The sequence below is a fragment of the Mesorhizobium sp. WSM4845 genome (assembly GCF_055811455.1).
This window is the reverse complement of sequence record NZ_JBVVQA010000002.1, coordinates 138,831-161,502: the sequence shown is the minus strand read 5'-3', so window position 1 is coordinate 161,502 and position 22,672 is coordinate 138,831. Positions and strand designations below refer to the sequence as shown.

Here is a 22,672-nt window from a genome sequence, read left to right as displayed (position 1 = left end):
CGCATGATTCCCGTCGCAAAAGCGCAATTGCTTGAAGGCAAGAAGGGGCTCATCGTTGGCATCGCGAATGACCAATCAATCGCGTGGGGCTGCGCCAAGGCTTTCCGCGCACTGGGTGCGAGCTCGCTGTCACTTATCTGAATGACAAGGCGAGAAAGTACGTCGAACCGCTAGCTCGGGAGTTGGAAGCGCCGATCATGATGCCGTTGGACGTCGGTGTGCCGGGTCAGATAGAGGCGGTCTTCGAGCGCATTGAGAAAGCCTGGGGCGAACTCGATTTTCTCGTCCACTCGATCGCCTTCTCACCGAAGGATACACTCCAGGGCCGCGTGGTCGATGCGCCAGAGGAAGTCGCCGCCATCGGCGAGTGGCTCAAGCGCGAAGGCACCTGTCTGCTGCTCGCGCCACACCACGATGTCGGTTTCATCTCTTCCGAGAACGTGCCTATCTTAGGCTAGTGCCCGTTATGCCGGGCGGTCAGAGGTACGGTTCGGCATCAAGCTGCGATTGCTGCTCATTGTGGCCTTGCCGGTGTTCGGAAAGTTACCACATAGCAGCATCAGGCAACAAACCAGCCCGTCACTTCCAGAAGGGGCGGGTCTCGTCGAGGCTTCCCCACAAGGTTTTTGCGCCAGCCCAGCCAAATTCGGCGCGCGCCTGACTCGCTCCGATCACCCATCCGATGGCGCGTTGCGCGGCCGGATCGCCGGCGCCGGGCGCTTCCGCTCCCGTCAACATGGCTCTGGCGACCGCCGCGTCGTTCAGATCGCCGAAGACCGCCTGAAGTTTCTTCAATTGCTTCAGGAACGGTTCAGCACGTTTCGCCGGGTACAAGGGAGAGAAGAACTCAACCGTATAGCGCAGCTTCTTTAGTTCCTTGCGCAACTCGTGGCGCTGCTCCACATCGAGAGTCTCCAGTCCACGTGCGTGCTTGCTAACTTTCTTCCAGCGCTTGCTGAGTGCCTTGCCAGCCAACTCGACGACCGGCGCTGCAAGCCGCTCGGTCTGGCCAAAATCTTGAGGAACGAGCCAGCCTCGCGCCTCCACGAAACGCGCCAGGTCGATCAGGAACGCCTGCACGCGCGCGTCGGGGAGAACCTTGCGAAGGTGATCGCGCAGTCCCCCCGCCTGCCTCGAGAGAACATCGGCAAGGGGCGGCAGACCCGGTTCATCCGCGTGGGCCTCGGCCTCCCGCCGTACGATATTGTTCGTCACCATATCGATATCCCTGAGACGCCCGACCTCCTGGCCAAGCCAGCGGGCTTCCATGCTGAGCCGCGTCATTTCCGGGCTCTTCAGAACGGAAGCGCAGACAGAGAACGCGCTTCGCAATCGGCGCAGGCCGATCCGCAACTGGTGCGGCCCTTCGGGATCGTCCAGCTCCCGGATCACTACGACATTCGTGGCGACCTGATCGAGGCACTCGCGAAGGACGTCGCGTGCCGCCTGCTCGGCGATCTGAGCCCGATCGAGTGCAACGTCCTCGGCATTGCGGGGCGCGAGCGGCGGGTCGATCCGTCCCTGTTCCGCGAGCAGATAGCCGCGCGCCGCCTTGGTAAGGCGGGAGAACCTCAGGCCCCCCTCAGGAAACAGTAGATGTGCAATGTCGAACAGTCCGCCCAAGCTGCCCTCGATGAGTTCGATCTCGAGTTCACGCAACTCGGCCGAGCGCCCCCCGGCGTGGATTTCGCCGATGTCTATTGCCAGTTCCGCACGCGTGCCGTCCTCAAGGGACAACTCGCTGGCGGAACGCCTGATCACGGTCTCGCAGACGAACTCAAGCGGCGCGCCGTTCACGCGGCGAACGACCTCCTCTCGGACCGCTGCGTCCGGAATCGCTTCGAGACACAGCCGCCCGCCCGGAGCCGGGTTCTCCACCTCGCCAACCTGCGAGAGGCCGCCATGCTGCTCTGGCTTGGTCTTAACGGTCTGTATCCAACGCCGCCCGTCGCGCCGGAGTCTGAGCGCCATTCCTGCCTTCTTCAGCGCATGATCAGGGGTGTCGAGATAGATGCTTTTGAGCGTCCTGGTTTTCGGGCGGCCAGTAACCAGCTTCAACGCCTTCGCGCGCACGCCCAGTTGGCTCGACGTCAGTTCGTCGAGGAGAAATTTTAGCTCGATCTCGCTCATGGCCGAGTGTTGTAGTGTTGTCAGGCCCGGTGCAAGACTATAGAGTAGCTTAAGCTAATAAAATTGCTATGCCAGCTAAGGATTCAACCCGGTGGGCTTGCGCCTTCCCGTGCTTACGAGCCTTTCCGGTTATCAACCGGGCTGGGTGCGGAGCGATGTCTCTGCCGGGCTTGCAGTTGCCGCGGTTGGGCTTCCCAGTGCTATCGCCTATCCTGCGATAGCGGGCCTGCCGCCTGAGACCGGCATCTACGCGAGCATCGCGCCGCTGGTTGCCTACGCGATCTTTGGCCCCTCGCGTCAGCTCATAGTCGGTCCGGACGCGGCTACGATGACGGTGCTTGCGGGGGTTTTGGTCGCGGTTACCGCGAGCGTGCCAGTCGGGCTCGAAGTGGACCGAACTGCGATCGCAGCAATCCTCGCGCTTGGCGTCGGTTTGTTTTGCCTGGCGGCGTGGGTGCTTCGGCTCGGCGTTCTTGCAACCTTCCTGTCGCGTCCCATCCTGACGGGGTTCTTCATCGGCATCTCGCTTTCGATCCTGATCGGCCAAATCGGTCGCTTCACCGGACTCAAGATCGAGGCGGAAGGCCTGCTCGCACCGGTCCTCGAACTTCTGCGCAAGGCCGGATCGATACATTGGCCGTCTCTTCTGCTGGCCGTGGGGATGTTCGGTTTGTTGCAGATCGCGCGGGCCATGCGTTTTCCGGTTCCCGGGCCAGTGCTGGTCGTGGTCCTCTCCGTAGTGCTTTCGGCCGTTTTCGACTTTGAAGGACGCGGCATCGCCGTAGTCGGCGATATTCCGACAGGGTTGCCCTCGTTGTCGTTGCCAGCGATCGCTGACCTTCCGATCCAGACATTGGCCCTCGGCGCCGCGGCGATCTTCCTCGTGAGCTACGGCGCCGGCATCATTACGGCCCGCAGCTTTGGGGCAATAGGCGGCTACCCGGTCGATCCAAACCGCGAACTCATCGGATTTGGCGCTGCGAACATAGGGGCGGGCCTTTTCGGCGCCTTCCCGGTGACGGCCTCCGACTCGCGCACGGCGGTCAACCTTACCGTTGGCGGACGCTCGCAGGTGACGAGCATCGTGGCTGCCGCGACCCTGATCGCGACACTGCTGTTTCTCGGTCCGACCCTAAGGATTATCCCGATCCCTGCGCTCGGGGCGATTCTTGCGGCTACTGCAATTAGCCTGATAGATCTCGCCGCCCTTAGGCAGATTTGGCGCATCAGCCGCATGGAGTTCGTCTTCGCCCTTATCGCGATGTGGGGTCCGATCGGTCTGGGCGTCCTTAACGGGGTTGTCATCGCGATCGGCGCGACGCTGGTCTATGTTTTGCGCAAGCTGATGTTTCCCCGCGACGCTATGCTCGGCCGTGTTCCAGGCCATGACGGTTTCTACAAACTGCATCGAACGCCTGAGGCCCGTCAGGTACCCGGCCTCGCCGTATGCCTCATTCAAGGCAGCCTGCTGTTCTTCAACACCGACTACGTCGCATCGCGGCTGCGGTCCATTGCCGAGGAATTGCCGGCCGACACACGCTGGCTGCTGATTGATGCAAGTGCAATTTCCCAGATCGACAGCTCGGCAGCGGCAATGCTGGAGGAGCTATGTGACGAATTGCGCAATCGCGGGATCAGGCTTGGCGTAGCGGAGCTTCACGCCGAAGCGCGCGATATCCTTGTTCGCGCCGGCGTGATCGAGCGCATTGGCTCCGACATGGTCTTCGACATTCCCGAAGAGGCGTATCATGCGTTCGAGGCCCAAGCGTGACAGTTCAGGGACTCTCCTGCTGTCACCTAACTGTCATTTTAATGGCTGCGTGCCAGTGGAGTGGAGGAAGACATGAGTAAGAAGAATAGAGACAGGGCGGCGGCTACGATATCCGAACCGGCGGAGGAAGCGAAATCGGGAGGAAAAAAATATGCGAAGGAACTCGCCCGGTTGCAGGTCGAGCTTTCCCACCTTCAGGCCTGGGTAAAGAAGTCTGGTGCCCGCATCTTGATCATTTTCGAGGGCCGTGACGCCGCCGGGAAAGGCGGCGTGATCAAGCGCATCACCGAGCGCGTCAGCCCACGCGTGTTCCGCGTCGTCGCCCTGCCGGCTCCGACCGATCGGGAGAAGACCCAGATCTACATTCAGCGCTACGTCCAGCACCTGCCCGCCGGAGGCGAGATCGTGATATTCGACCGCTCCTGGTACAACCGTCCTGGCGTTGAACGCGTCATGGGCTTCTGTAGCGAGAAGCAGGTGCGGCGCTTTCTCGAACAGGCGCCAGGTTTTGAAGCCACCCTTGTCGAAAGCGGCATAACGTTGCTCAAATACTTCCTCGATGTGAGTGAGGAAGAACAGGAGCGGCGTTTCCGACAGCGGGCCGACGACCCCCTTCGACAGTGGAAACTGAGCCCGATGGATGTCGAATCGTACAACCGCTGGTGGGATTACACCCGCGCTTACGACGAGATGATCCGTGCAACAGACACAAGGCATGCGCCCTGGTGGATTGTGCCGTCAAACGACAAGAAGCGCGCGCGCATCAACTGCATTTCGCACATTCTGAGCTCCATCCCCTATGAGCGCGTCGAGTTCGAAAAACCTAACTTCAGCAAACGCCAGAAGCGGCCCGACAACTTCGTGGACGATGCAACTCCGCGCAACGTGGTGCCGAACGTGCTTTGACCCAGCTAGACACGCAGTTCAGAACCATTACCGGTTCCTATTTGGTTTCGGGCTCCCAATTTAAGAAGAAGCCGACGTCGCCAGGGATTCCGCCGGGGAAGTTAATAATCATGGCCTTAAGCTTATAACCCTGCGGCTTCGCATTCTTCTGGTAGCGCTCATAGAACTGCTTGGCCTTGCCCTGGAGCGTTTCGGGCCATTGCGGATCAGCGCTGTTGATGGCTCGGCCGCTGTCAGTGCAAAGGGCCGACGGAAAACTATATACTAGTGCTTCGTACTTGCCGTTCTTGACAGCGTTCATCACCAGGCGGCGGACCATCGCGATTTCATTCTCGTTCACCTGGTCCTTGAGGAAACTTTCTGTGAACTTCGTGAGCTCCTGATTTTTTTTCGCCCGCAGCTTTTCCTGCTTGTCTGCCTCCGCCATCTGCTCCTCTAGGAGAGCCATTCGCAGTTGCTCAGCGCTCGGCGGCGCCGCATTTATGTCTAAAGCTGTGTCTTTGATGTTGGCCATTTTCTCCTCCACTCGAAACCGTTCGAGAATAGAACACAGAGGCAGATCGACGTCTTGCCAATCTCGTTCGTTGGGCTCAATTCATGCCCACCCAACCGCAAGAAGTAAATCAGCAGGGTAGTCGACTGAGGCAGGCTGCCAGCCGCACATTGAAGGAATCGGCCGCCGCGGCAAGAAGTCTGTCTTCGCAGTCCAGCTACCATCCCATGATGCCATGTGGCACATCAAGGTCAAATTCGCGATAGGCGGTAGAATGTGTCGCGACAGGCCGCGCTAGTAGCAATTACCGGAATCGGCTTCCCGGGGCGAGCATGGGCGATAGGACCTGTTTGAGTGATACCCATTGCCATAATACCGGTCGCCATAATACCGGTTGCGGTAATACCGGTCGCGGTAATACGGTTCGCCATAATACCGGTTGCGGTAATACCGGTCGCGGTAATACGGTTCGCCATAATAGGATCCGCCATAATAGGCTCCGCCATAATAAGGTCTGCCATAATAAGGTCTGCCGTAATAAGGATCGCCGTAGAAGCCGCTTCGGTAATACCCGCCGTAGTAGCCGTTGTTGTTGGCGATCATGCTGCCGAGCAGCGCTCCAGCGACAAATGCGCCGGCGGGAAACCAAAAGTCGTTGTGCCTATGGTATCCCGGACGATAGTGGCGATAGCCGCGATAACCCCTGTACCAGCCATCTCGAATTTGGATGACATCGGACTGCGCGCTTTGTGCCCTGGGCGCGAAGATCGGTGCGGCATCAACTGGAACAGTGCTTGTAAGTGCAAAAGTGGCGACCAGGGAGGTCGCTATGCCTGACAGGAACCTCATGATCGCGTCCCTCGCTGGTGGCAATGTTTGCCGTATGCGAAACGTCGTCATTAACTGAAAGAATCCAAATTTGTTCCCGAGACCGGCAAATTGTCTCAAGCCGCTCCGAACCTTTGACGGTCAGACAGGCCGCCGTCCCCAGAGCTACGGGCGCCGGCAACATCGATTCGCCTGCGTCCGGATGGGGATCCCCGCCGCCGAAAAACTCCCGATGCGTTTTAAGCGAGAATACCAGACCCAGTGAGTAGATGATCAGTTCGGTGAGGTTGCCCAGCGTCGCATTGAGAAGGCCGCCCACCCGTATCGCCCGTTTTGGTCGCCATCGACTCGGTGGCGTAGCTCAGCAGCGCGGCCAGCGGCACGATCGCCAGCACGGAAAGCACAAAAAGCAGCGTGTGTGCTTCGGGCTCGAGTGCTTGGGCGACGAACACCGCAGGCGCAAAGGCCAACAACCAGAGAACGGGATTGTCACGGATTTCTTTGAGCAAGGGGGGCCATGGATACGATCAGCGAAATACTGTTTGTCTTAGAACGAGCGCTGGCTGGTCCATGGCTTCAACCCCGCCAGCAGGCTTCCGAGCCATCAGTGCTGGTTGCCAAAAATGTCAGCTATCAGGCAGCGAAATGGGCTGATGAAGGGCGGCTTCGGGTCAACTTATTCCGTAGCGCGAGCGAATCTGGACGACTGGAACGGGTCGAAATCGGTATTTATTTCGTCTTCGGTACCAAGCGTCAGATTTCAACACTAGTGTCTATTTCGCGCCGAGCCTGGCCAGCACGGCCTTGGGGATGTTGTATTCCCGGATCACTGCGTCGTGCTTGCGCAAGCCGCACAATTCGCGCTGGATGAAATAGCCATGGACCGCCTCCGCCGCGTCCCTGAGCAGGCGAGCACGACGTTCGCCATCCTCGCCATGTTCACGCAACCTCGCCAGCGTTTCATCCACCCGCCGGCCGGCGCGGCCGAGCGCCGCCGCCTTTTCGCCGAGGATTTCATGGCCGAGCAGGTCGAGCGCGCTCTCCCGCGCTCCCGACCGTCCGAAATTCGATGGCATTCTCACCGACATGATTCACTCCGTTTTTTGCTGAAATCTGGCCCTACTCCGCCGGCCGCGTCTCCTCCAGCACGCTCTCCTCGTTGAACAGGAAGCCGCCGGACTGCCGCTTCCACAGCCGCGCATAAAGCCCGTCGATAGCGACCAGTTCGTCATGCGTGCCTTGTTCGACGATGCGGCCGCCGTCGAGCACCACCAGGCGATCGAGTGCCGCGATGGTCGACAGCCGGTGCGCGATTGCGATGACCGTCTTGTTCTCCATCAGCCTCGCCAGATTTTCCTGGATGGCCGCCTCGATGTCGGAATCGAGCGCCGACGTCGCCTCGTCGAGTATCAGGATCGGCGCGTCCTTGAGGAAGACGCGGGCGATCGCCACGCGCTGGCGCTGGCCGCCCGACAATTTCACGCCGCGCTCGCCGACAAAGGCCTCGTAGCCCTGGCGATCACGATTGTCGCGCAAGTCAAGGATGAAGTCGTGCGCCTCGGCCTTCTTCGCGACCGCGACCACCTCGGCGTCGGTCGCGTCCGGCATGCCGAGCTTGATGTTGTCGCGAAGCGAGCGGTGGAAAAGCGCAGTATCCTGGCTAACGACGCCGATATTGGCGCGCAGCGAATCCTGCGTCACCTTTGAAACATCCTGGCCGTCGATGGTGATCTTGCCGGCCTCGAGGTCGTAAAGGCGCAGGATCAGATTGGCCAGCGTCGTCTTGCCGGCGCCGGACGGCCCGACCAGTCCGACCTTCTCGCCCGGCCGCACTACAAGATCGATGCCGTTGAGCACGCCGAATCCCTTGCCATAGTGGAACTCGACCTGTTTCACGTCGATGCGGCCGCCGGCGACGACAAGCTCCCTGGCGTCAGGCGCGTCGGTCAGGCCGAGCGGCTGCGAGATCAGCGCCTTGGAATTTTCCAGCACGCCGAGATTCCGCAGGATGCCGTTGAGCTGCATCATCAGCCGGCCGAGTAGCATGTTGAGCCGCAACACCAGCGACAACGTGAAGGCGACGGCGCCGACGGTGATCGAGCCTTCGAGCCAGAGATAGACCGCAAAACAGGCGATCGCGGTGATCATCATCCCCGACAGCGTCGTCAGCGCCATGCGCACGCCGGTTAGCCGGCGGGTGAACGGGCGCAGCGCGTCAAGATAGATATCGAAGCCGCTCCTGATGTAGCGGTCGTCGCCGTCGGCCGAGAACAGCTTCAGCGTCTGCACGTTCGAATAGGAATCGACGATGCGGCCGGTGATCATCGAACCGGCCTCTGCGGTTTGCTCGGCATGCTTGCGGATCGCCGGCAGATAGCGCCTGGCCAGCCAGCCGAAGGCGGTGATCCAGATCACCACCAGCGCCGCCAGCCGCAAGTCGAGGCCGGCGACCAGCACCAGCGTCGTCACCGTATAGACGACCATGAACCAGACGACCTCGATGAAGCTTTGCATCAAATCGCCGGTCGCCTGCCCGGCCTGCCAGACTTTTGTTGCGATGCGGCCGGCGAAATCGTTCTGGAAGAAGTTGTAGGACTGGCGCGAGACATGGCGGTGCGCCTGCCAGCGCACCAGATTGTAAAAGCCGGGGGTGATCGTCTGCTCGTCGACCAGCGCCGCCACGCCTACGACGATGGTGCGGACGACCAGCACCACGGCGGCCATGAAGACAAGTTCGGGACCGGCGGCAGTCCACAGCGCATCCCAGCTGCGCTCGCCAGGGAGCTGGTCGAGAATGTCGACCAGCCTGCCGACGAAGTAGAACAGCCCAGCCTCGACCAGCGGCGCAATGCCGCCGATGACAAGCATGGCGAAGAAGGCGACCTTCGCCTGGCCGACATAGTGCCAGAGGAAACCGCTGACGCTGACCGGTGGCCGAAGGCTCGCGGGCTCCCTGAACGGATAGACCCAGTTCTCGAACCAGCGATAGACGGCAATCATCATTCTGGTGCCATCATTCTGCGGCCCATCATTCCGCTGCTTGACCCTTCACAATGGCATCGTTGGCGGCCGCACGCTCGTCGAGCAGGAAGCCGCCCGACTGACGCTGCCAAAGCTGCGCATAGAGCCCGCCGCTGGCGACGAGTTGCTCATGCGAACCCTCCTCGATGACGCGGCCCTTGTCCATAACGACGAGCCGGTCCATCGCCGCGATCGTCGAGAGCCGGTGCGCGATGGCGATGACGGTCTTGCCTTGCATGAGCTTGTAAAGGTTCTCCTGGATCGCCGCCTCGGCCTCTGAATCGAGCGCAGACGTCGCCTCGTCGAGGATGAGGATCGGTGCGTCCTTCAGCATAACACGGGCAATCGCGATGCGTTGCCGCTGGCCGCCTGACAATTTGACGCCACGATCGCCGACATGCGCATCGAAACCGGTGCGGCCACTGGCGTCCGAAAGCCTTGATATGAAATCAAGCGCCTCGGCGCGGCGTGCTGCCTCGACCAGCATCTCGTTGCTGGCGTCCGGTCGGCCATAAAGGATGTTCTCGCGCACTGAGCGATGCAGCAGCGAGGTATCCTGCGTGACCATGGCGATCTGGGCGCGCAGCGAATCCTGCGTCACCGCCGCGATTTCCTGGCCGTCGATCAGGATCTTGCCGCTTTCAAGGTCGTAGAAGCGCAACAGAAGGTTGACCAGCGTCGACTTGCCGGCGCCCGAGCGGCCAACGATGCCGACCTTTTCGCCCGGCTTCACTGTCAGCGACAGGCGTTCGATCATGCCTTTCTGCTTGCCGTAGTGGAAGCGGATGTCTTCGAAACGGATCTCGCCCTTGGTCACGACAAGGTCCTTGGCGCCAGGCCTGTCTTCGACGACGCGCGGCAGCGAGATCGAGCTGATGCCGTCCTGCACCGTGCCGATATTCTCGAACAGGGTGGACATCTCCCACATGATCCATTGCGACATGCCCCAGAGCCGAAGCACGAGGCCGATGACCAGGGCGACGGCGCCGATCGTCACCACCTGGCCGAGCCAAAGCCACAGCGAGATCGCAGTGACCGAAAACAACAGCAGTGAGTTGAGGACGTAGAGCAGGCCGTAGAGCTGCGTCACCAACCGCATCGATCGGTAGACCGTATCGAGAAAGCCGGCCATGCCTTCCCGGGCGAAGGACGCCTCGCGCCGCGCATGCGAGAACAGCTTGACCGTCTGGATGTTGGAGTAGCTGTCGACGACGCGGCCGGTCATGGTCGAGCGCGCGTTGGCCTGCTCCTCGCCGACCTTGCCCAACCGCGGGATGAAATAGCGCAGCAGCAAGACATAGCCGGCAAGCCAGACGGCAAGCGGTGCCGCCAGCCGCCAGTCGGCCGAGCCGACAATGAACAGCATGCCGAGGAAATACACCACGACATAATTGAGCACATCGATGAGCTTGATGACGCATTCGCGCACGGCGAGCGCCGTCTGCATCAGCTTGGTCGCGATGCGTCCGGCGAACTCGTCCTGGTAGAAGGCCATCGACTGCTTGAGCAGGTAGCGATGCACCTGCCAGCGGATACGCATCGGATAGTTGCCCATCAGCGTCTGCTGGTTGAGGAGCGCATGGAACCAGACCGTCCCCGGCAGCGCGAAAACCACGATGAAAGCCATGCCTGCGAGCTTCCATCCCTCGGTCTGCAGGAATGTCTCGCGATTCTGCACCGACAGCCAGTCGACGATCCTGCCCATGAAGCCGAACATCCACACTTCGGCAAGGGCGATAGCCGTCACCAGCATCGCATCGATTGCGATGTAGGGCCAGGCGCCGCGCGTATAGTGGACGCAGAAGGCGATCAGCGTCTTCGGCGGCTCGACCGGCTCCTCGGCAGGGAACGGATCGAGCCTTGTTTCAAACCAGCGGAACATTGTCTTGGTACTCACATGCTCGTTTTCGCTCTCGCCGCGCGGGAGCGTGTAGCGTCCTGGGAGCGCATGGCGTCATGGGTCGCGTGGCAGCAAGGACCGGCGTCCCGGAATCACCCGGGCCGCCGATCCTGCTTCGCGCAATATAGGATGTCGCGGGCTTTTCGCCGACAGGCTCGTTTGACGATCCTGACAGCGCTGCGTCGACGACCCGGAGTTTCGCGCCGGATTTCGCGCCAGGGCGGATCAGCCTGATGATCCGGCGCACCAGCGACGGCCGGCTGCGGTCGGGAACCGCGCGCGAGAAGTCGACGTCCGGCAGCATGCCGCGATGCGGGCGCCGGCGGGTTTCGGCGTGAACCGCCGACGAGTAGGTTTCGCCGACCAACAGCGCCCAGGTCGCCATCCTGCGCTCGTGCAGGTTTCTTGAACCGGGAATTTTGCAGGGATCGAACATCGGTCCGTCCTCCATGTGAAAATAGGGAGAAAAATCCGGCCTGTTCGCAGCTGAATGGCCAGCGAAAGGCGGGGGTTGAACAGCGGCGTGCTCAGGCGGGGCGTTCAGCCCCTTCGACAGCTTGAAAAACATCGCAGGATTCCTTCGAAGACCGAAAAAGGGTTTCGGCTAAGAATCGGTGCGATCGAAGTCTAAAAGGTCAGGAGAATCGTCGAACCGAAACCGCCGGCAGGCTGGTAAGCCCACATGAGGGGCGCTGGATGTGCATGATCATCATGAATTACCCCTCCATCGGTTCGGGTTGACAATGCCCGGCGTATAACCGACTTCGCAGAAAATGACCACCCGCCGGTCCAGAAATTTCCAAAACCGCGAACCTGTTGTGGCCGATCTGCCACTTATTAGAAGGATGCGGAAATGAACAACCGTCTCCGCATCGCGCTCTACCAGCCGGATATCGCCGGCAACACCGGGACAATCCTGCGCTTCGCGGCTTGCCTCGGTCTCGGCGTCGACATCATCGAACCGGCCGGCTTCCCGCTCTCCGACCGGGCGCTGAAACGGGCCGGCATGGATTATCTCGAAATGGCGGCGCTGACCCGGCATGTCGAATGGCAAGCCTTCGAGCACTGGCGCAGAGGCGAAGCGCGGCGGCTGGTACTGCTGTCGACCAGAGCCGCGACCGCCTACACCGATTTCGCCTTCGCCGGTGCCGACATTCTTCTGTTCGGCCGCGAATCCGCAGGCGTGCCTGACCCTGTCCACGAGGCGGCGGATGCGCGACTGATCATCCCGATGCAGCCGGGCGCGCGCAGCATCAACGTCGCGCTTTCCGTCGCCATGGTGGCCGGCGAGGCGATCCGACAGCTCGGATAGGATTTGCAGATCCTCAGCGGGTGCAGCGATTGTGGGGCTTTCTCGCCGACGACCGCACCGTCACTTGTCATTCTCACCCAGGCGCACATCGCCTTCTCCTGCGGTTTGCATTTCAAGGGTTTCTTCGTTACAAGCTCAACTTAACTTGAGGTCAAGCGGAAAATTCGAATGGCTCCGGTGACGGAACTGACGGTCGGCCAGGTGGCCACGCGCAGCGGGGTGGCAGTGTCGGCGCTGCATTTCTACGAGGCGCGCGGACTGATCCGCAGCCACCGCACATCAGGCAACCAGCGGCGCTACGGCCGCGACGTGCTGCGGCGGGTGGCGATCATCAAGGTGGCACAGGAGGTCGGCATCTCGCTGGCCGAGATTGGCGAGGCATTGGCATCGCTGCCTGAAGGCCGCACGCCGACGCGCGAGGACTGGAATGTGCTTTCAACCGCCTGGCGCGACCAGCTCGATCGCAAGATTGCCCAGTTGAAGAAGCTGCGCGACGGGCTGACCGACTGCATCGGCTGCGGCTGCATGTCGATCGACAAGTGCCCGCTGCGCAACAAGGAAGACCGGCTGAGCGCCCAAGGCCCGGGAGCAAGGCGGTTGTTGGTCGCTCGCTAATCCGCCGCCGGCAATCGCCTGATGGTGAATTCGATGACGTCGCCCGGCCGCTCGAACCAGCTTTCGATCTCGGTCCAGTAGGCCTGCTTGGGAAAGCGCTCGAACCACTCTTTCGCCTTGAGCCGCGCATCGGAGCGCGGCAGGACGAAGGTCTCGCGCAAAAACCCGTCGCGCGGCATGCGCTCGCGCTCGGCGCGCGAACGGTCGAGCCTCTTCTTCAGGCCATCCAGCGGCGGTCTTGCCGGAGTGCGCACGAAAGGACTCCATTCACACTTGACCCTTGCACCTAAGAGATTAGGGATCGCGGCCGGAAAAGACGAGTCATTTGTCGGGGTACGCCCGACAACAGGAGACAGCATTTGCAACGACCCGAAATACCGGCGGGGCTGCCGGCCGACATCGAACAGAAGAAGATGAAGGCGCGGCTGTGGTACGAGACGTTGCGCGAGCGCATCTGCGCCGCCTTCGAGCAGATCGAGCAGGACCTGCAGGGGCCGCAGGCCTCGTGGTCGCCCGCCCGCTTCGAAAAGACGCCGTGGCAGCGCGACGCCGGCAAGGGCGGCGGCGGCACCATGTCGATGATGCGCGGCCGCGTCTTCGAGAAGGTTGGCGTCCACACCTCGACGGTCTATGGCGAGTTCTCGCCGGAGTTCAGGAAGCAGATGCCGGGCGCCGAGGAAGACCCGCGCTTCTGGGCGAGCGGCATTTCGCTGATCGCCCATCCGTGGAACCCCAACGTGCCGGCGGTGCACATGAACACCCGCATGGTCGTCACTTCGCGCCAATGGTTCGGCGGCGGCGCCGACCTGACGCCGGTACTCGACCGTCGCCGCACCCAGGAGGACCCGGACACGGTCGCCTTCCACCGCGCCATGCAATTTGCCTGCGAGAAGCACGCTGGCGTCGCCGACCACGGGAAATTCAAGGCCTGGTGCGACGAGTATTTCTATCTGCCGCACCGCAACGAACCGCGCGGCACCGGCGGCATCTTCTTCGACTGGCTGCATTCGGACGAGGACAAAGGCGGCTGGAACGCCGATTTCAACTTCGTCCAGGATGTCGGGCGCACTTTTCTCGTCGTCTACGGGCATCTGGTGCGGGCCAATTTCAACGACAACTGGACCGAGGGCGACCGTGAAGAACAGCTCATTCGCCGCGGCCGCTATGTCGAATTCAACTTGCTTCACGATCGCGGCACCATCTTCGGGCTGAAGACCGGCGGCAACGTCGCCGCGATCCTGTCCAGCCTGCCGCCAGAGGTGAAATGGCCGTAAAATCTCGGTGAGTTGGACGTGAGTCGCAATCAGGTCCAAATCGCAGGATTCTGGCGGCGAATGTGGCGCGCTGAATATCTTTTTCGTCTAATATCCATTTGAAAAAGCAGGACTATTTTTCGTTACGGGCCGGGAAACGCCGGCGGTTCTTGCCTCCCTGGAACCGCGACCCGACGCGACCGGACGGCCCATGATTGAGTGGGGCACCTTCCAAAATGGTGCCTTCATTTCCAGGAGAGCATGCCATGCGCAAGCTTATTATGTCGGTTGCGGCTGCTGCCGTTCTTGCCTCTGGTGGCGCTGCCTTCGCAGCGGTCAAGCACACCACGGGCACGGTCAAGACCTATGATGGAACGGCCATGAGCCTTGTTCTGGATAACGGATCTACCTTTACGCTGCCCAAGGCCTTCAAGAATCCTGGCCTGAAGGCTGGCGAAAAGGTCCGCGTTTCGTGGGACATGAGCGGCAAGCACAAAATTGCCGAGGCAGTCAGGATCGTGAAGTGATGGCCTGCCCGCTGGAGCAAGACGAGGTCTTGCCTCCGGGGTAGCGTCAAGAGGGCGGAGCAGCGATGCTCCGCCTTTTTCGGTCTCTGCAGCAACCAAAACCATCCGATCGTGTTATGCTGGTTCGGCCAGCGCATGACCCGAAAACCCAACCGGTTTGCGACAGAGATCATGCGTCGATCAAAGGTGCTGGAGCTTCCGTGTCAGAGCAGATGCGGCACTCCGAGGAGGAAAGGGAGAAATCCGATGAAGGAATTCCACTGCGGCTCGCTCGTTCCGGGTTGTGACTGGCATACGCGCGCCGACGAGGAAGCCGAGATCATGCGGCGCGCAGTCGAGCATATGCGTGAGACGCATGGCGAGACGATCATTCGCGAGACGATGATCGAAGCGATCCGTTCGCGCATCGAAAAGGCTCGCGACGCGGCCTGATTTTGCCTAATTTTCGAGTGCTTCTGCGGCGCGCTTGAGAAGTGCGCCGCGATCCAGCGCAAAGCCGGACTCGATCCACTCGTTTTCGAGGTTCTTCAGGGTTGCGCCGAGTTTCGGCCCGGGCGACGCGCCAAGCCTCGTCAGATCGGCGCCCTTGAGCGGAAAGCCGGGCTTTTTCCATTTTTCGGCAAAGGCCAGCAGCCGCGAGAAGCCGCCAGTTTCGAGCAGCGCGTCGTTGTCCTCGACGGCGCGGGCTCGAGCGGAAGCGAGCGACAGCCGCAAGCGATCGACAAGGCCCTGACGATCGCCGCGATAGAGCCGTTTTGCGAGTTCCGCTTCGGTCGTCTTCGGCCCGACGGGCGCTGTCAGCGCCCACTGCCTGAGGCGACCGGCGTCGCTGACGGAGAACCTGAACCGCTCGGCGAGCGTCTTCATCCGCGCTGCGTCCGGTGGCACGATCGCTTCCAGCCTGAGCAGCGGGTCCGGCGTCGAGCCGAGATCCTTCTCCGCCCTGGTCAGCGCATGGATCGCATCGATGCCCCATTTCTCGCTCTCCGGCAGAACGCTGGTGAGCACGCCCGCCTGGCGCATCCACAGCAGGGCGCGCGATGGATCGGGGGCCGACAGCAGCTTCTTCAGTTCGGACCAGACGCGCTCGACCGAGAGTTGGCCAAGCCCCTCCTTGAGCCGGACGCAAGCCTTCAGCCCTTCGGCATCCGGCCGGCCGTCGCCATACCAGGCGAAGAAGCGGAAAAAGCGTAGGATGCGCAGATAATCCTCGCGGATGCGCGCCTCCGGATCGCCGATGAAGCGCAGCCGGCGCGCCTCGATATCGGCAATGCCGCCGACCAGGTCGACGATCGTGCCGTCGGCCTCGGCATAGAGCGCGTTGATGGTGAAATCGCGCCGTTCCGCATCGGCCTTCCAGTCGCGCCCGAACAACACCTTGGCCCGCCGTCCGTCGGTCTCGATGTCGGCGCGCAGCGTGGTCACCTCGAACGGCTTGCCGCCGGCGACAATCGTGATGGTGCCGTGCTCGATGCCGGTCGGCACGGCCTTGAAACCCGCCGCCTCGGCGCGGCGGATGGTTTCGTCGGGCACGGTCGTGGTGGCGATATCGACGTCGGCAACCGGCTGGCCGATGAGCGCATTGCGCACTGCACCCCCGGCGACGCGCGCCTCCTCGCCGCCATCCGCCAGCGCCGCAAGCAGCCGCTGCAAATGCCGTTCCCCGAGCCAGTCGGCTTTGCCCGCGAGCGACTCCCGGCCGCTCACGTATAGAGCCTTTCATAGAGCGTGCGGATGATGCCCGCGGTGACGCCCCAGATGTGTTGTCCGTCATAGGGCATTTCGTAGAAGACCCATTCGAGATCGTTCCACATGCGGCTGTCGCGGCCGTGGTTGGCCGGGTCCATCAGAAAGCGCAGCGGCACTTCGAAGGCGGCGTCGACCTCCTCGGAATTCAGCGTCAGTGAAAAGTCCGGCCGCACTATTCCCAGCACCGGGGCGATCCGGTAGCCGCTGCCGGAGACGTAATCGGGCATGCGGCCGATGATCTCGACCCGATCCTGGCCAAGCCCGATCTCCTCGAATGTCTCGCGCAATGCCGCCGCCTCCGGGCTCGGGTCGGTAGGATCGATCGTGCCCCCGGGAAAGGCCACCTGCCCCGAATGGTTGCGCAGCTTTTCCGCCCGCTTGGTCAGCAGAAGCGTTGCGTAGCGCCCGTGATCGACCACCGGGATCAGCACGGCGGCATCGCGCAGCGCCTTTGCGAGCTTCAAACGCGGATGTCCCGGGTTGAAGCGATGGTCACCATAATCGTCGGCGGCATGCGCCAGCGGCTGCGCCGCGACGCGGGCGCGAAAATCCTCGGCCGAAAACGGCGCCGGCGTCACTTGGTCCATAGTGTCACCTGGTCCATCGCGTCACCTGGTCCATCATGCCCCGGTTCATTTGGCGTCGCCCTCTCATGCGCTCAGCCGCTGCAGCTTTTCCGCCGGCATGATCGGATAGACCGCACCCTTCGAGCGGACCGCAAACATCCTTCGGCCGCCGACCTCGATCTCCTCGCCATGCTCGACCAGTTCATACATGACCGGCCGTGCCACCAGCGCCTCCAGCCGTCCGCGCACCAGAACATAGGGTTTCAGGCCGCCGGTTACCTCCTCGTCGACAAAGCGCAGCGGATGCTCCGGCCCGGCCTCGACCACATCGCCGACATTGGTACGAAAGGTGATGACCCGGCCATCGCCGGTGCCGCAAACATCCATCTCGACGGCTATGAAGGGCGCGTCGACGACGCGGATGCCGACCCTTTCCACCGGCGTCACCAGGTAGGTCCTGCCGTCTTCGTCCTTGCGCAGCACGGAGGAAAACAGCTGCACCAGCGGCATGCGGCCGATCGGCGTGCCCTGGTAGAACCAGGTGCCGTCCTGCCTGATCTCCATGTCGAGATCGCCGCAAAAGGCCGGATTCCAACGCTCCACCGGCGCCGGCCCTTTGCCCGCGCGGGCGGCACGCGAGATCAGCGCCTCCAATCCGCGCGCCTCGGTCGCTGTCGTCAAACTTCCTTCACGATCGTCGGCGCGTTCTGTCATGGTCACGAAATAGTCACTGTTGTTCCGCTTGTCAGCCTAAGTCAGTGATTTAAGTTCAAAGACAGGCGCCACGCGAGGCCGAATCGCGGCACTCTGTGGCCACGAAGCTGCAAGCCGGTATTTCCAACGAGAAGGATCGATGCTGCATGAGCGTGATGATCAAGGAAAGCCCGATCAGCGAAAAGGACATGATCGCCCAGGCCGAGACGGCGCTGGCCGACATTTCCAGGGTTCGCGAGGGCGTCGGCCGCGTCATCTTCGGCCAGGAAAGCGTCGTCGAACGCACTTTGGTGGCGCTGCTGGCCGGCGGCCATGCGCTGCTGGTCGGCGTGCCTGGCCTCGCCAAGACCAAGCTGGTCGAGACGCTGGGCATCGTGCTCGGCCTCGATTCCCGCCGCATCCAGTTCACGCCCGACCTGATGCCGTCCGATATTCTCGGCTCCGAGGTGATGGAGCAGGACGAATTCGGCAAGCGCTCGTTCCGCTTCATCTCCGGGCCGATCTTCGCGCAGTTGCTGATGGCCGACGAGATCAACCGCGCCTCGCCGCGCACCCAGTCGGCGCTGCTGCAGTCGATGCAGGAATACCACGTCACCATTGCCGGTGTCCGCCACGACCTGCCGGCGCCCTTCCACGTGCTGGCGACGCAGAATCCGCTGGAGCAGGAGGGCACCTATCCGCTGCCCGAGGCGCAGCTTGACCGTTTCCTGATGCAGGTCGACATCCTCTATCCGGAAATCGAGGCGGAGCGCCGCATCCTCCTGGAGACCACCGGCATTGAGGACGCCAAGGCGCAGAACGTGCTGCAGCCGGCGCGGCTGAAGGAGATCCAGACCCTCATTCGCCGCATGCCGGTGCCGGAAAGCGTCGTCGAGGCGATCCTCCAGTTGGTGCGCTCGGCGCGCCCCGGCCAGGGCAATGCCGAGACCGACAAGCACGTCGCCTGGGGCCCGGGCCCGCGCGCCAGCCAGTCGCTGACACTGTGCGCCCGCGCCCGCGCCCTTTATGACGGACGGCTGGCGCCGTCGATCGACGACATCAGAGCGCTGGCCGAGCCGGTGCTGCAGCACCGCATGGCGCTGACCTTTGCCGCCCGTGCCGAGGGCACGACCGTGCGCGACGTGGTGGCGAAACTGGCAAAAGGCATCTGATGGCGCGTATAGGCGATGCCCAGGCACCGGCGGCGACGCGTGACGCGCTCGCCCGCGGCCGGTTGCGGGCGTCGCTGGTGCCGGACCTGCTGGTCGAGGCGCGTCGCATCGTCAACACGGTGATCGCCGGCTGGCACGGCCGCCGCAAGCGCGGCATCGGCGAGAATTTCTGGCAGTTCCGGCCCTATGTCGAGGGCGACTCCTCGCGTATCGACTGGCGCCGCTCGGCCCGCGACGACCACATCTATGTGCGAGACCGCGAATGGGAGGCCGCCCATACGGTGTGGCTGTGGGCAGATCCCTCGCCTTCCATGCTCTACAAATCGACCGGCGCCACCGTCTCGAAGGAGTCCCGCGCGCTGGTGCTGGCGCTGGCCATGGCCGAGCTTCTGTCGCGTAGCGGCGAGCGCATCGCCTGGCCCGGGCTGACCGATCCGTTCACCGCCCGCAACGGCGCCGAGCGGATCACAGCACAACTCACCCATGCCGGCGAATTGCCGGCAAAACCCGACCTGTCCGCTATCCGCCGCTTCTGCGACATCGTCATCGTCAGCGACTTCCTCGATCCGGTCGAGGACACCATCGCCTGGCTTGACGTGCTCGCCCGCCACGGCGTGCGTGCCCATCTGATCGAGGTCGCCGACCCGGCCGAGGAGAGATTCCCCTATGCCGGCCGCACCGAATTCACCGATCCCGAGACCGGCGACAAGCTGACCGCGGGCCGCGCCGAAACGCTGGGCGACGACTACCGACTGCTTTACATCGCCCGCCGCCAGGAACTGACCGACTGGTGCAAGCGCCTCGGCTGGAGCTTTACCGTCAACCACACCGACCGCCTCGCCTCCGATGCGCTGGTGCGTGTCCACATGGCGATGACCGTCGATGGCAGCTCAGCCGGGAGGATCCGCGCATGAGCTGGCTGCCGCTCTCCTTCGGGGCGCCGATGGTGCTGTGGGGCCTTCTGGCCCTGCCGGTGATCTGGTGGCTTTTGCGGTTCACCCCGCCCAAGCCGCAGACTGAGGTCTTCCCGCCGCTGAAGATCCTGGCTCGCGTGCTGAAGCGCGAGGAGACGCCGCAACAGAGCCCGTGGTGGCTGACGCTACTCAGGCTGCTGATGGCGGCCCTTATCGTTGCGGCGCTGGCCGAACCTGTCTTCAACCCGCGTGAAAGACTGCCGGCCGAGGGCACCGCTCTTGCGCTGGTCATCGACAATGACTGGGCAAGTGCCGCCGACTGGGGCCAGCGCGTCGCCACTGCCGAACGGCTGATCACCGATGCCAGCTTCAACGACGTGCCTGTCATCATCGCCTTCACCGCCGAAAAACCGAATGCCGAGATCGGCCCGTTCGACGCCGCCACCGCGCTCGACCGGCTGCGCGCAGCAAAGCCGCGGCCGATCCCGACCGACCGCCCGGCCGTCTACGCCCGCGTCGCGGCAGCCCTGGAGAGCTTGCCGGGCGCCAGCGTCGCCGTGCTCGCCGACGGTCTGGCGGCGGAAGGCGACGAGGCCGCCTTCAACACGCTTCTGTCGAAGAACGCCGCACGTGTCGTCTGGGCCGCCTCCGACCGGCCTGGCCTGATCGGCCTGACCGGCGCCGACAACCAGGTGGACGGCTTCGAGCTGACCGCCATCCGCGCGCCGGGCGATCCGGCGCCGGCTCAGGTGACCGCCGGCGCTTTCGACGACAAGGGCCGCCGCATCGCGGACGCCACGCTGACCTTCTCGCCGGGCGAATCCACCGCCACCGGCACGATGGCCGTGCCGTTCGAGCTGCGCAACGACTTCGCCTCGATCGCGCTCGACGGTCAGCGGCAGGCCGGCGCCGTCCGCGTGCTCGACGAGAGTTCCAAGCGCCGCCGCGTCGGACTGCTGTCGCAGGCCGAAGCCGACCAGGCGCAGCCGCTTCTGTCGCCGCTGTACTACATCCGCCGGGCGCTGCAGCCTTTCGCCGACCTGGCCGAGCCGTCGAGCGCCGACCTTGCCGACGCCATCCCGCAGCTCCTCGACCAGAAACCGGCGATGATCGTGATGGCCGATGTCGGCACCATTCCGCAGCAGGTGCGGCAAAGGCTGGTCGACTGGGTCGACAATGGCGGCACGCTGGTACGGTTCGCCGGCTCGCGGCTGGTCGCCGCCGGCAATGACGACGACCTGCTGCCGGTCAGGCTGCGCACCGGTGAGCGCTCGCTCGGCGGCGCGCTGTCGTGGACGACGCCGCAGCCGGTGACCGATTTTCCGAAGACCGGCCCCTTCGCCGATCTCGCTCCGCCGGCCGAGGTCACCGTCACCAGGCAGGTGCTGGCCGAGCCGACGCCCGATATCGTCGAGCGCAGCTGGGCCACGCTTGCCGACGGCACGCCGCTGGTGACCGGTATGAAGAAGGGCAAAGGCACGCTCGTCCTGTTCCATGTCACGCCGGAGGCGACCTGGTCGAACCTGCCGATCTCCGGCAGTTTCGTCGAGATGCTGCGCCGCATCGTGCAACTGTCGCGCAACCAGGGTGCGGCGGTCGCCAATGCAGAAGCCGCCGCCGCCTCGCTGGCCCCCTACCGCATGATATCAGCCGATGGCACGCTGGTGCCGCCGACGCCGGATGCACGGCCGCTGGTGCCGGGTGCCGGCCCGCTGCCGGTGACGTTCGAGAATCCGCCCGGCCTGTACGGCTCCGATACCGGCGTCATCGCTCACAATCTGCTCAATGCCGAAAGCAGCTTGGCACCGCTGGTCCGACCTCAGATCACCGTGCCGGTCACCACCGTCCAGTACGCTTTCGACGAATCGCACAATTTGAAGGGCCCGCTGGTGACGGCAGCTCTCCTGCTGATGGTCCTTGATACGCTGGCAGTGTTCTGGATGGGCGGCCTGTTATCGCGCCGGCCGCGCCGCGCCGGCACGGCCGCCGCAACCACCGCCGCCCTGTTGATTGCGCTCGGCGCCCTGGTCGGCCACACCGACATCGCCCGCGCCGACGATGCCAAACCCGGTGATGAGCGGGCGATCGAGGACATTTCGAAAACCCGGATCGGCTATGTGCAGACCGGCGACCGGAGCGTCGATTCGATCAGCCAGGCCGGGCTGGAGGGCCTGACCCGCTTTCTGATCGAGAAGACCGCGCTCGAGCCGGGGGCGCCGGCCAGCGTCGATATCTCGAAGGACCAGCTTGCCTTCTATCCGCTGATCTACTGGCCGATCGATCCTGCCGCGCCGATGCCGAGCCAGGCCGCGATCGCCCGCGTCGACGCCTATATGCAGCAGGGCGGCACGGTGCTGTTCGACACGCGCGACCAGTTCGCCACCGGCATCGGCGCGGAGCAGGCCAGCCCGGCGACGGAGCGGCTGCGCGACATCCTCGGCAACCTCAACGTGCCGGCGCTGGAGCCGGTGCCGTCGGACCATGTGCTGACCAAATCCTTCTACATCCTGCCTGAGTTTCCCGGACGCTTCGCCGGCGGCCCGCTCTGGGTCGCGGCGTCGCTCGAAGCCAGCAACACCGAGAACCGCCCGGTACGCACCGGCGACGGCGTCTCGCCGATCATGATCACCGCCAATGATTTCGCCGGCGCCTGGGCGGTCGACGAGAATGGCGACCCGCTTTTGCCGACCGTGCCGTCGGATCCGATGCAGCGTATTTATGCGCTGCGCGGCGGCGTCAACATCATGATGTACATGCTGACCGGCAACTACAAATCCGATCAGGTGCATGTGCCGGTGCTGCTCGAACGGCTGGGGCAGTAA

21 protein-coding genes and 2 pseudogenes are annotated in these 22,672 nt (G+C 63.2%); 11 read left to right on the top strand and 12 right to left on the bottom strand.

Going from position 1 to position 22,672, the window contains the following annotated elements; all coding sequences use genetic code 11:
* Positions 1 to 3: 3 nt before the first annotated feature.
* Positions 4 to 350: pseudogene (locus AC0L2C_RS03030) on the top strand (SDR family oxidoreductase); the annotation flags it as partial.
* Between the two features lie 229 nt (positions 351 to 579).
* On the opposite strand, the gene AC0L2C_RS03025 reads toward AC0L2C_RS03030, so the two are convergent.
* Positions 580 to 2,130: a CYTH and CHAD domain-containing protein gene (locus AC0L2C_RS03025; protein ID WP_473522660.1), complete on the bottom strand. Its 1,551-nt coding sequence runs from the start codon at positions 2,128 to 2,130 to the stop codon at positions 580 to 582.
* A 91-nt stretch (positions 2,131 to 2,221) separates the two neighbouring features.
* Here AC0L2C_RS03025 and AC0L2C_RS03020 point away from each other — a divergent pair, with 91 nt between their 5' ends.
* Together AC0L2C_RS03020 and ppk2 are read left to right on the top strand one after the other, a co-directional pair.
* On the top strand, positions 2,222 to 3,901 hold the full coding sequence (locus tag AC0L2C_RS03020; RefSeq protein WP_473522659.1) for a SulP family inorganic anion transporter: 1,680 nt from the start codon (positions 2,222 to 2,224) through the stop codon (positions 3,899 to 3,901).
* Positions 3,902 to 3,973: 72 nt separating this feature from the next.
* Positions 3,974 to 4,807, top strand: a complete 834-nt coding sequence (gene ppk2, locus AC0L2C_RS03015) for a polyphosphate kinase 2 (RefSeq protein ID WP_128247200.1) — start codon at positions 3,974 to 3,976, stop codon at positions 4,805 to 4,807.
* Positions 4,808 to 4,844: 37 nt separating this feature from the next.
* Here the strand turns inward: ppk2 and AC0L2C_RS03010 are convergent, their stop codons facing one another.
* The 7 genes and pseudogenes from AC0L2C_RS03010 to AC0L2C_RS02980 form a co-directional block, all read right to left on the bottom strand.
* Positions 4,845 to 5,321 (bottom strand): histidine kinase, encoded by a 477-nt coding sequence (locus AC0L2C_RS03010; protein ID WP_128178093.1) that lies wholly within the window; start codon positions 5,319 to 5,321, stop codon positions 4,845 to 4,847.
* Between the two features lie 273 nt (positions 5,322 to 5,594).
* Positions 5,595 to 6,149 carry a BA14K family protein gene (locus tag AC0L2C_RS03005; protein ID WP_473522658.1) on the bottom strand — a complete coding sequence of 185 codons (555 nt, stop codon included), beginning with the start codon at positions 6,147 to 6,149 and terminating at the stop codon, positions 5,595 to 5,597.
* A gap of 247 nt (positions 6,150 to 6,396) precedes the next feature.
* Positions 6,397 to 6,637: pseudogene (locus AC0L2C_RS03000) on the bottom strand (calcium/proton exchanger); the annotation flags it as partial.
* A 264-nt stretch (positions 6,638 to 6,901) separates the two neighbouring features.
* A complete protein-coding gene (locus AC0L2C_RS02995) occupies positions 6,902 to 7,216 on the bottom strand; it encodes a DUF6665 family protein (protein WP_128174437.1) in 315 nt (104 codons plus the stop codon).
* Positions 7,217 to 7,247: 31 nt separating this feature from the next.
* On the bottom strand, positions 7,248 to 9,131 hold the full coding sequence (locus AC0L2C_RS02990; RefSeq protein ID WP_473522657.1) for an ABC transporter ATP-binding protein: 1,884 nt from the start codon (positions 9,129 to 9,131) through the stop codon (positions 7,248 to 7,250).
* Between the two features lie 25 nt (positions 9,132 to 9,156).
* Positions 9,157 to 11,031: an ABC transporter ATP-binding protein gene (locus AC0L2C_RS02985; protein ID WP_473522786.1), complete on the bottom strand. Its 1,875-nt coding sequence runs from the start codon at positions 11,029 to 11,031 to the stop codon at positions 9,157 to 9,159.
* Positions 11,015 to 11,485, bottom strand: coding sequence for a hypothetical protein (locus AC0L2C_RS02980; protein ID WP_287064227.1), 471 nt, complete (start codon positions 11,483 to 11,485; stop codon positions 11,015 to 11,017). Before AC0L2C_RS02980 ends, AC0L2C_RS02985 begins: the two co-directional genes overlap by 17 nt.
* 417 nt (positions 11,486 to 11,902) lie before the next feature.
* Here AC0L2C_RS02980 and AC0L2C_RS02975 point away from each other — a divergent pair, with 417 nt between their 5' ends.
* The gene (locus tag AC0L2C_RS02975) at positions 11,903 to 12,361 is read left to right on the top strand and encodes a tRNA (cytidine(34)-2'-O)-methyltransferase (protein ID WP_287064228.1); all 459 of its coding nucleotides are present in this window, start codon (positions 11,903 to 11,905) and stop codon (positions 12,359 to 12,361) included.
* Positions 12,362 to 12,529: 168 nt separating this feature from the next.
* Positions 12,530 to 12,976: a redox-sensitive transcriptional activator SoxR gene (gene soxR / locus AC0L2C_RS02970; protein ID WP_473522656.1), complete on the top strand. Its 447-nt coding sequence runs from the start codon at positions 12,530 to 12,532 to the stop codon at positions 12,974 to 12,976.
* On the opposite strand, the gene AC0L2C_RS02965 is transcribed toward soxR, so the two are convergent.
* Positions 12,973 to 13,230, bottom strand: coding sequence for a hypothetical protein (locus AC0L2C_RS02965; protein WP_006202578.1), 258 nt, complete (start codon positions 13,228 to 13,230; stop codon positions 12,973 to 12,975). The two genes, soxR and AC0L2C_RS02965, sit on opposite strands and share 4 nt — an antisense overlap.
* A gap of 105 nt (positions 13,231 to 13,335) precedes the next feature.
* On the opposite strand from AC0L2C_RS02965, the gene hemF reads away from it, so the two are divergent.
* The 3 genes from hemF to AC0L2C_RS02950 all read left to right on the top strand — a co-directional run bounded on the left by hemF (position 13,336) and on the right by AC0L2C_RS02950 (position 15,188).
* On the top strand, positions 13,336 to 14,250 hold the full coding sequence (gene hemF, locus AC0L2C_RS02960) for an oxygen-dependent coproporphyrinogen oxidase (RefSeq protein WP_473522655.1): 915 nt from the start codon (positions 13,336 to 13,338) through the stop codon (positions 14,248 to 14,250).
* A 245-nt stretch (positions 14,251 to 14,495) separates the two neighbouring features.
* On the top strand, positions 14,496 to 14,756 hold the full coding sequence (locus AC0L2C_RS02955; protein ID WP_027151030.1) for a DUF1344 domain-containing protein: 261 nt from the start codon (positions 14,496 to 14,498) through the stop codon (positions 14,754 to 14,756).
* Positions 14,757 to 15,002: 246 nt separating this feature from the next.
* Complete coding sequence (locus AC0L2C_RS02950) at positions 15,003 to 15,188, top strand: DUF1059 domain-containing protein (protein WP_023799945.1); 186 nt, start codon at positions 15,003 to 15,005, stop codon at positions 15,186 to 15,188.
* Between the two features lie 6 nt (positions 15,189 to 15,194).
* On the opposite strand, the gene AC0L2C_RS02945 is transcribed toward AC0L2C_RS02950, so the two are convergent.
* From AC0L2C_RS02945 to AC0L2C_RS02935, 3 genes are all read right to left on the bottom strand, one after another.
* Positions 15,195 to 16,463, bottom strand: a complete 1,269-nt coding sequence (locus AC0L2C_RS02945; protein WP_473522654.1) for a CCA tRNA nucleotidyltransferase — start codon at positions 16,461 to 16,463, stop codon at positions 15,195 to 15,197.
* A complete protein-coding gene (locus AC0L2C_RS02940; RefSeq protein WP_287220113.1) occupies positions 16,460 to 17,092 on the bottom strand; it encodes a CoA pyrophosphatase in 633 nt (210 codons plus the stop codon). The genes AC0L2C_RS02945 and AC0L2C_RS02940 overlap by 4 nt, the downstream gene beginning before the upstream one ends.
* Positions 17,093 to 17,155: 63 nt before the next feature.
* Positions 17,156 to 17,785 (bottom strand): DUF1285 domain-containing protein, encoded by a 630-nt coding sequence (locus AC0L2C_RS02935; protein ID WP_287220254.1) that lies wholly within the window; start codon positions 17,783 to 17,785, stop codon positions 17,156 to 17,158.
* Positions 17,786 to 17,931: 146 nt separating this feature from the next.
* Here AC0L2C_RS02935 and AC0L2C_RS02930 point away from each other — a divergent pair, with 146 nt between their 5' ends.
* Genes AC0L2C_RS02930 through AC0L2C_RS02920 form a run of 3 tightly spaced genes read left to right on the top strand, consistent with a single transcriptional unit; the run spans position 17,932 to position 22,672 of the window.
* The gene (locus AC0L2C_RS02930; RefSeq protein ID WP_027151026.1) at positions 17,932 to 18,936 is read left to right on the top strand and encodes an AAA family ATPase; all 1,005 of its coding nucleotides are present in this window, start codon (positions 17,932 to 17,934) and stop codon (positions 18,934 to 18,936) included.
* On the top strand, positions 18,936 to 19,850 hold the full coding sequence (locus tag AC0L2C_RS02925; protein WP_287220111.1) for a DUF58 domain-containing protein: 915 nt from the start codon (positions 18,936 to 18,938) through the stop codon (positions 19,848 to 19,850). The genes AC0L2C_RS02930 and AC0L2C_RS02925 overlap by 1 nt, the downstream gene beginning before the upstream one ends.
* The gene (locus tag AC0L2C_RS02920; RefSeq protein WP_473522653.1) at positions 19,847 to 22,672 is read left to right on the top strand and encodes a DUF4159 domain-containing protein; all 2,826 of its coding nucleotides are present in this window, start codon (positions 19,847 to 19,849) and stop codon (positions 22,670 to 22,672) included. Before AC0L2C_RS02925 ends, AC0L2C_RS02920 begins: the two co-directional genes overlap by 4 nt.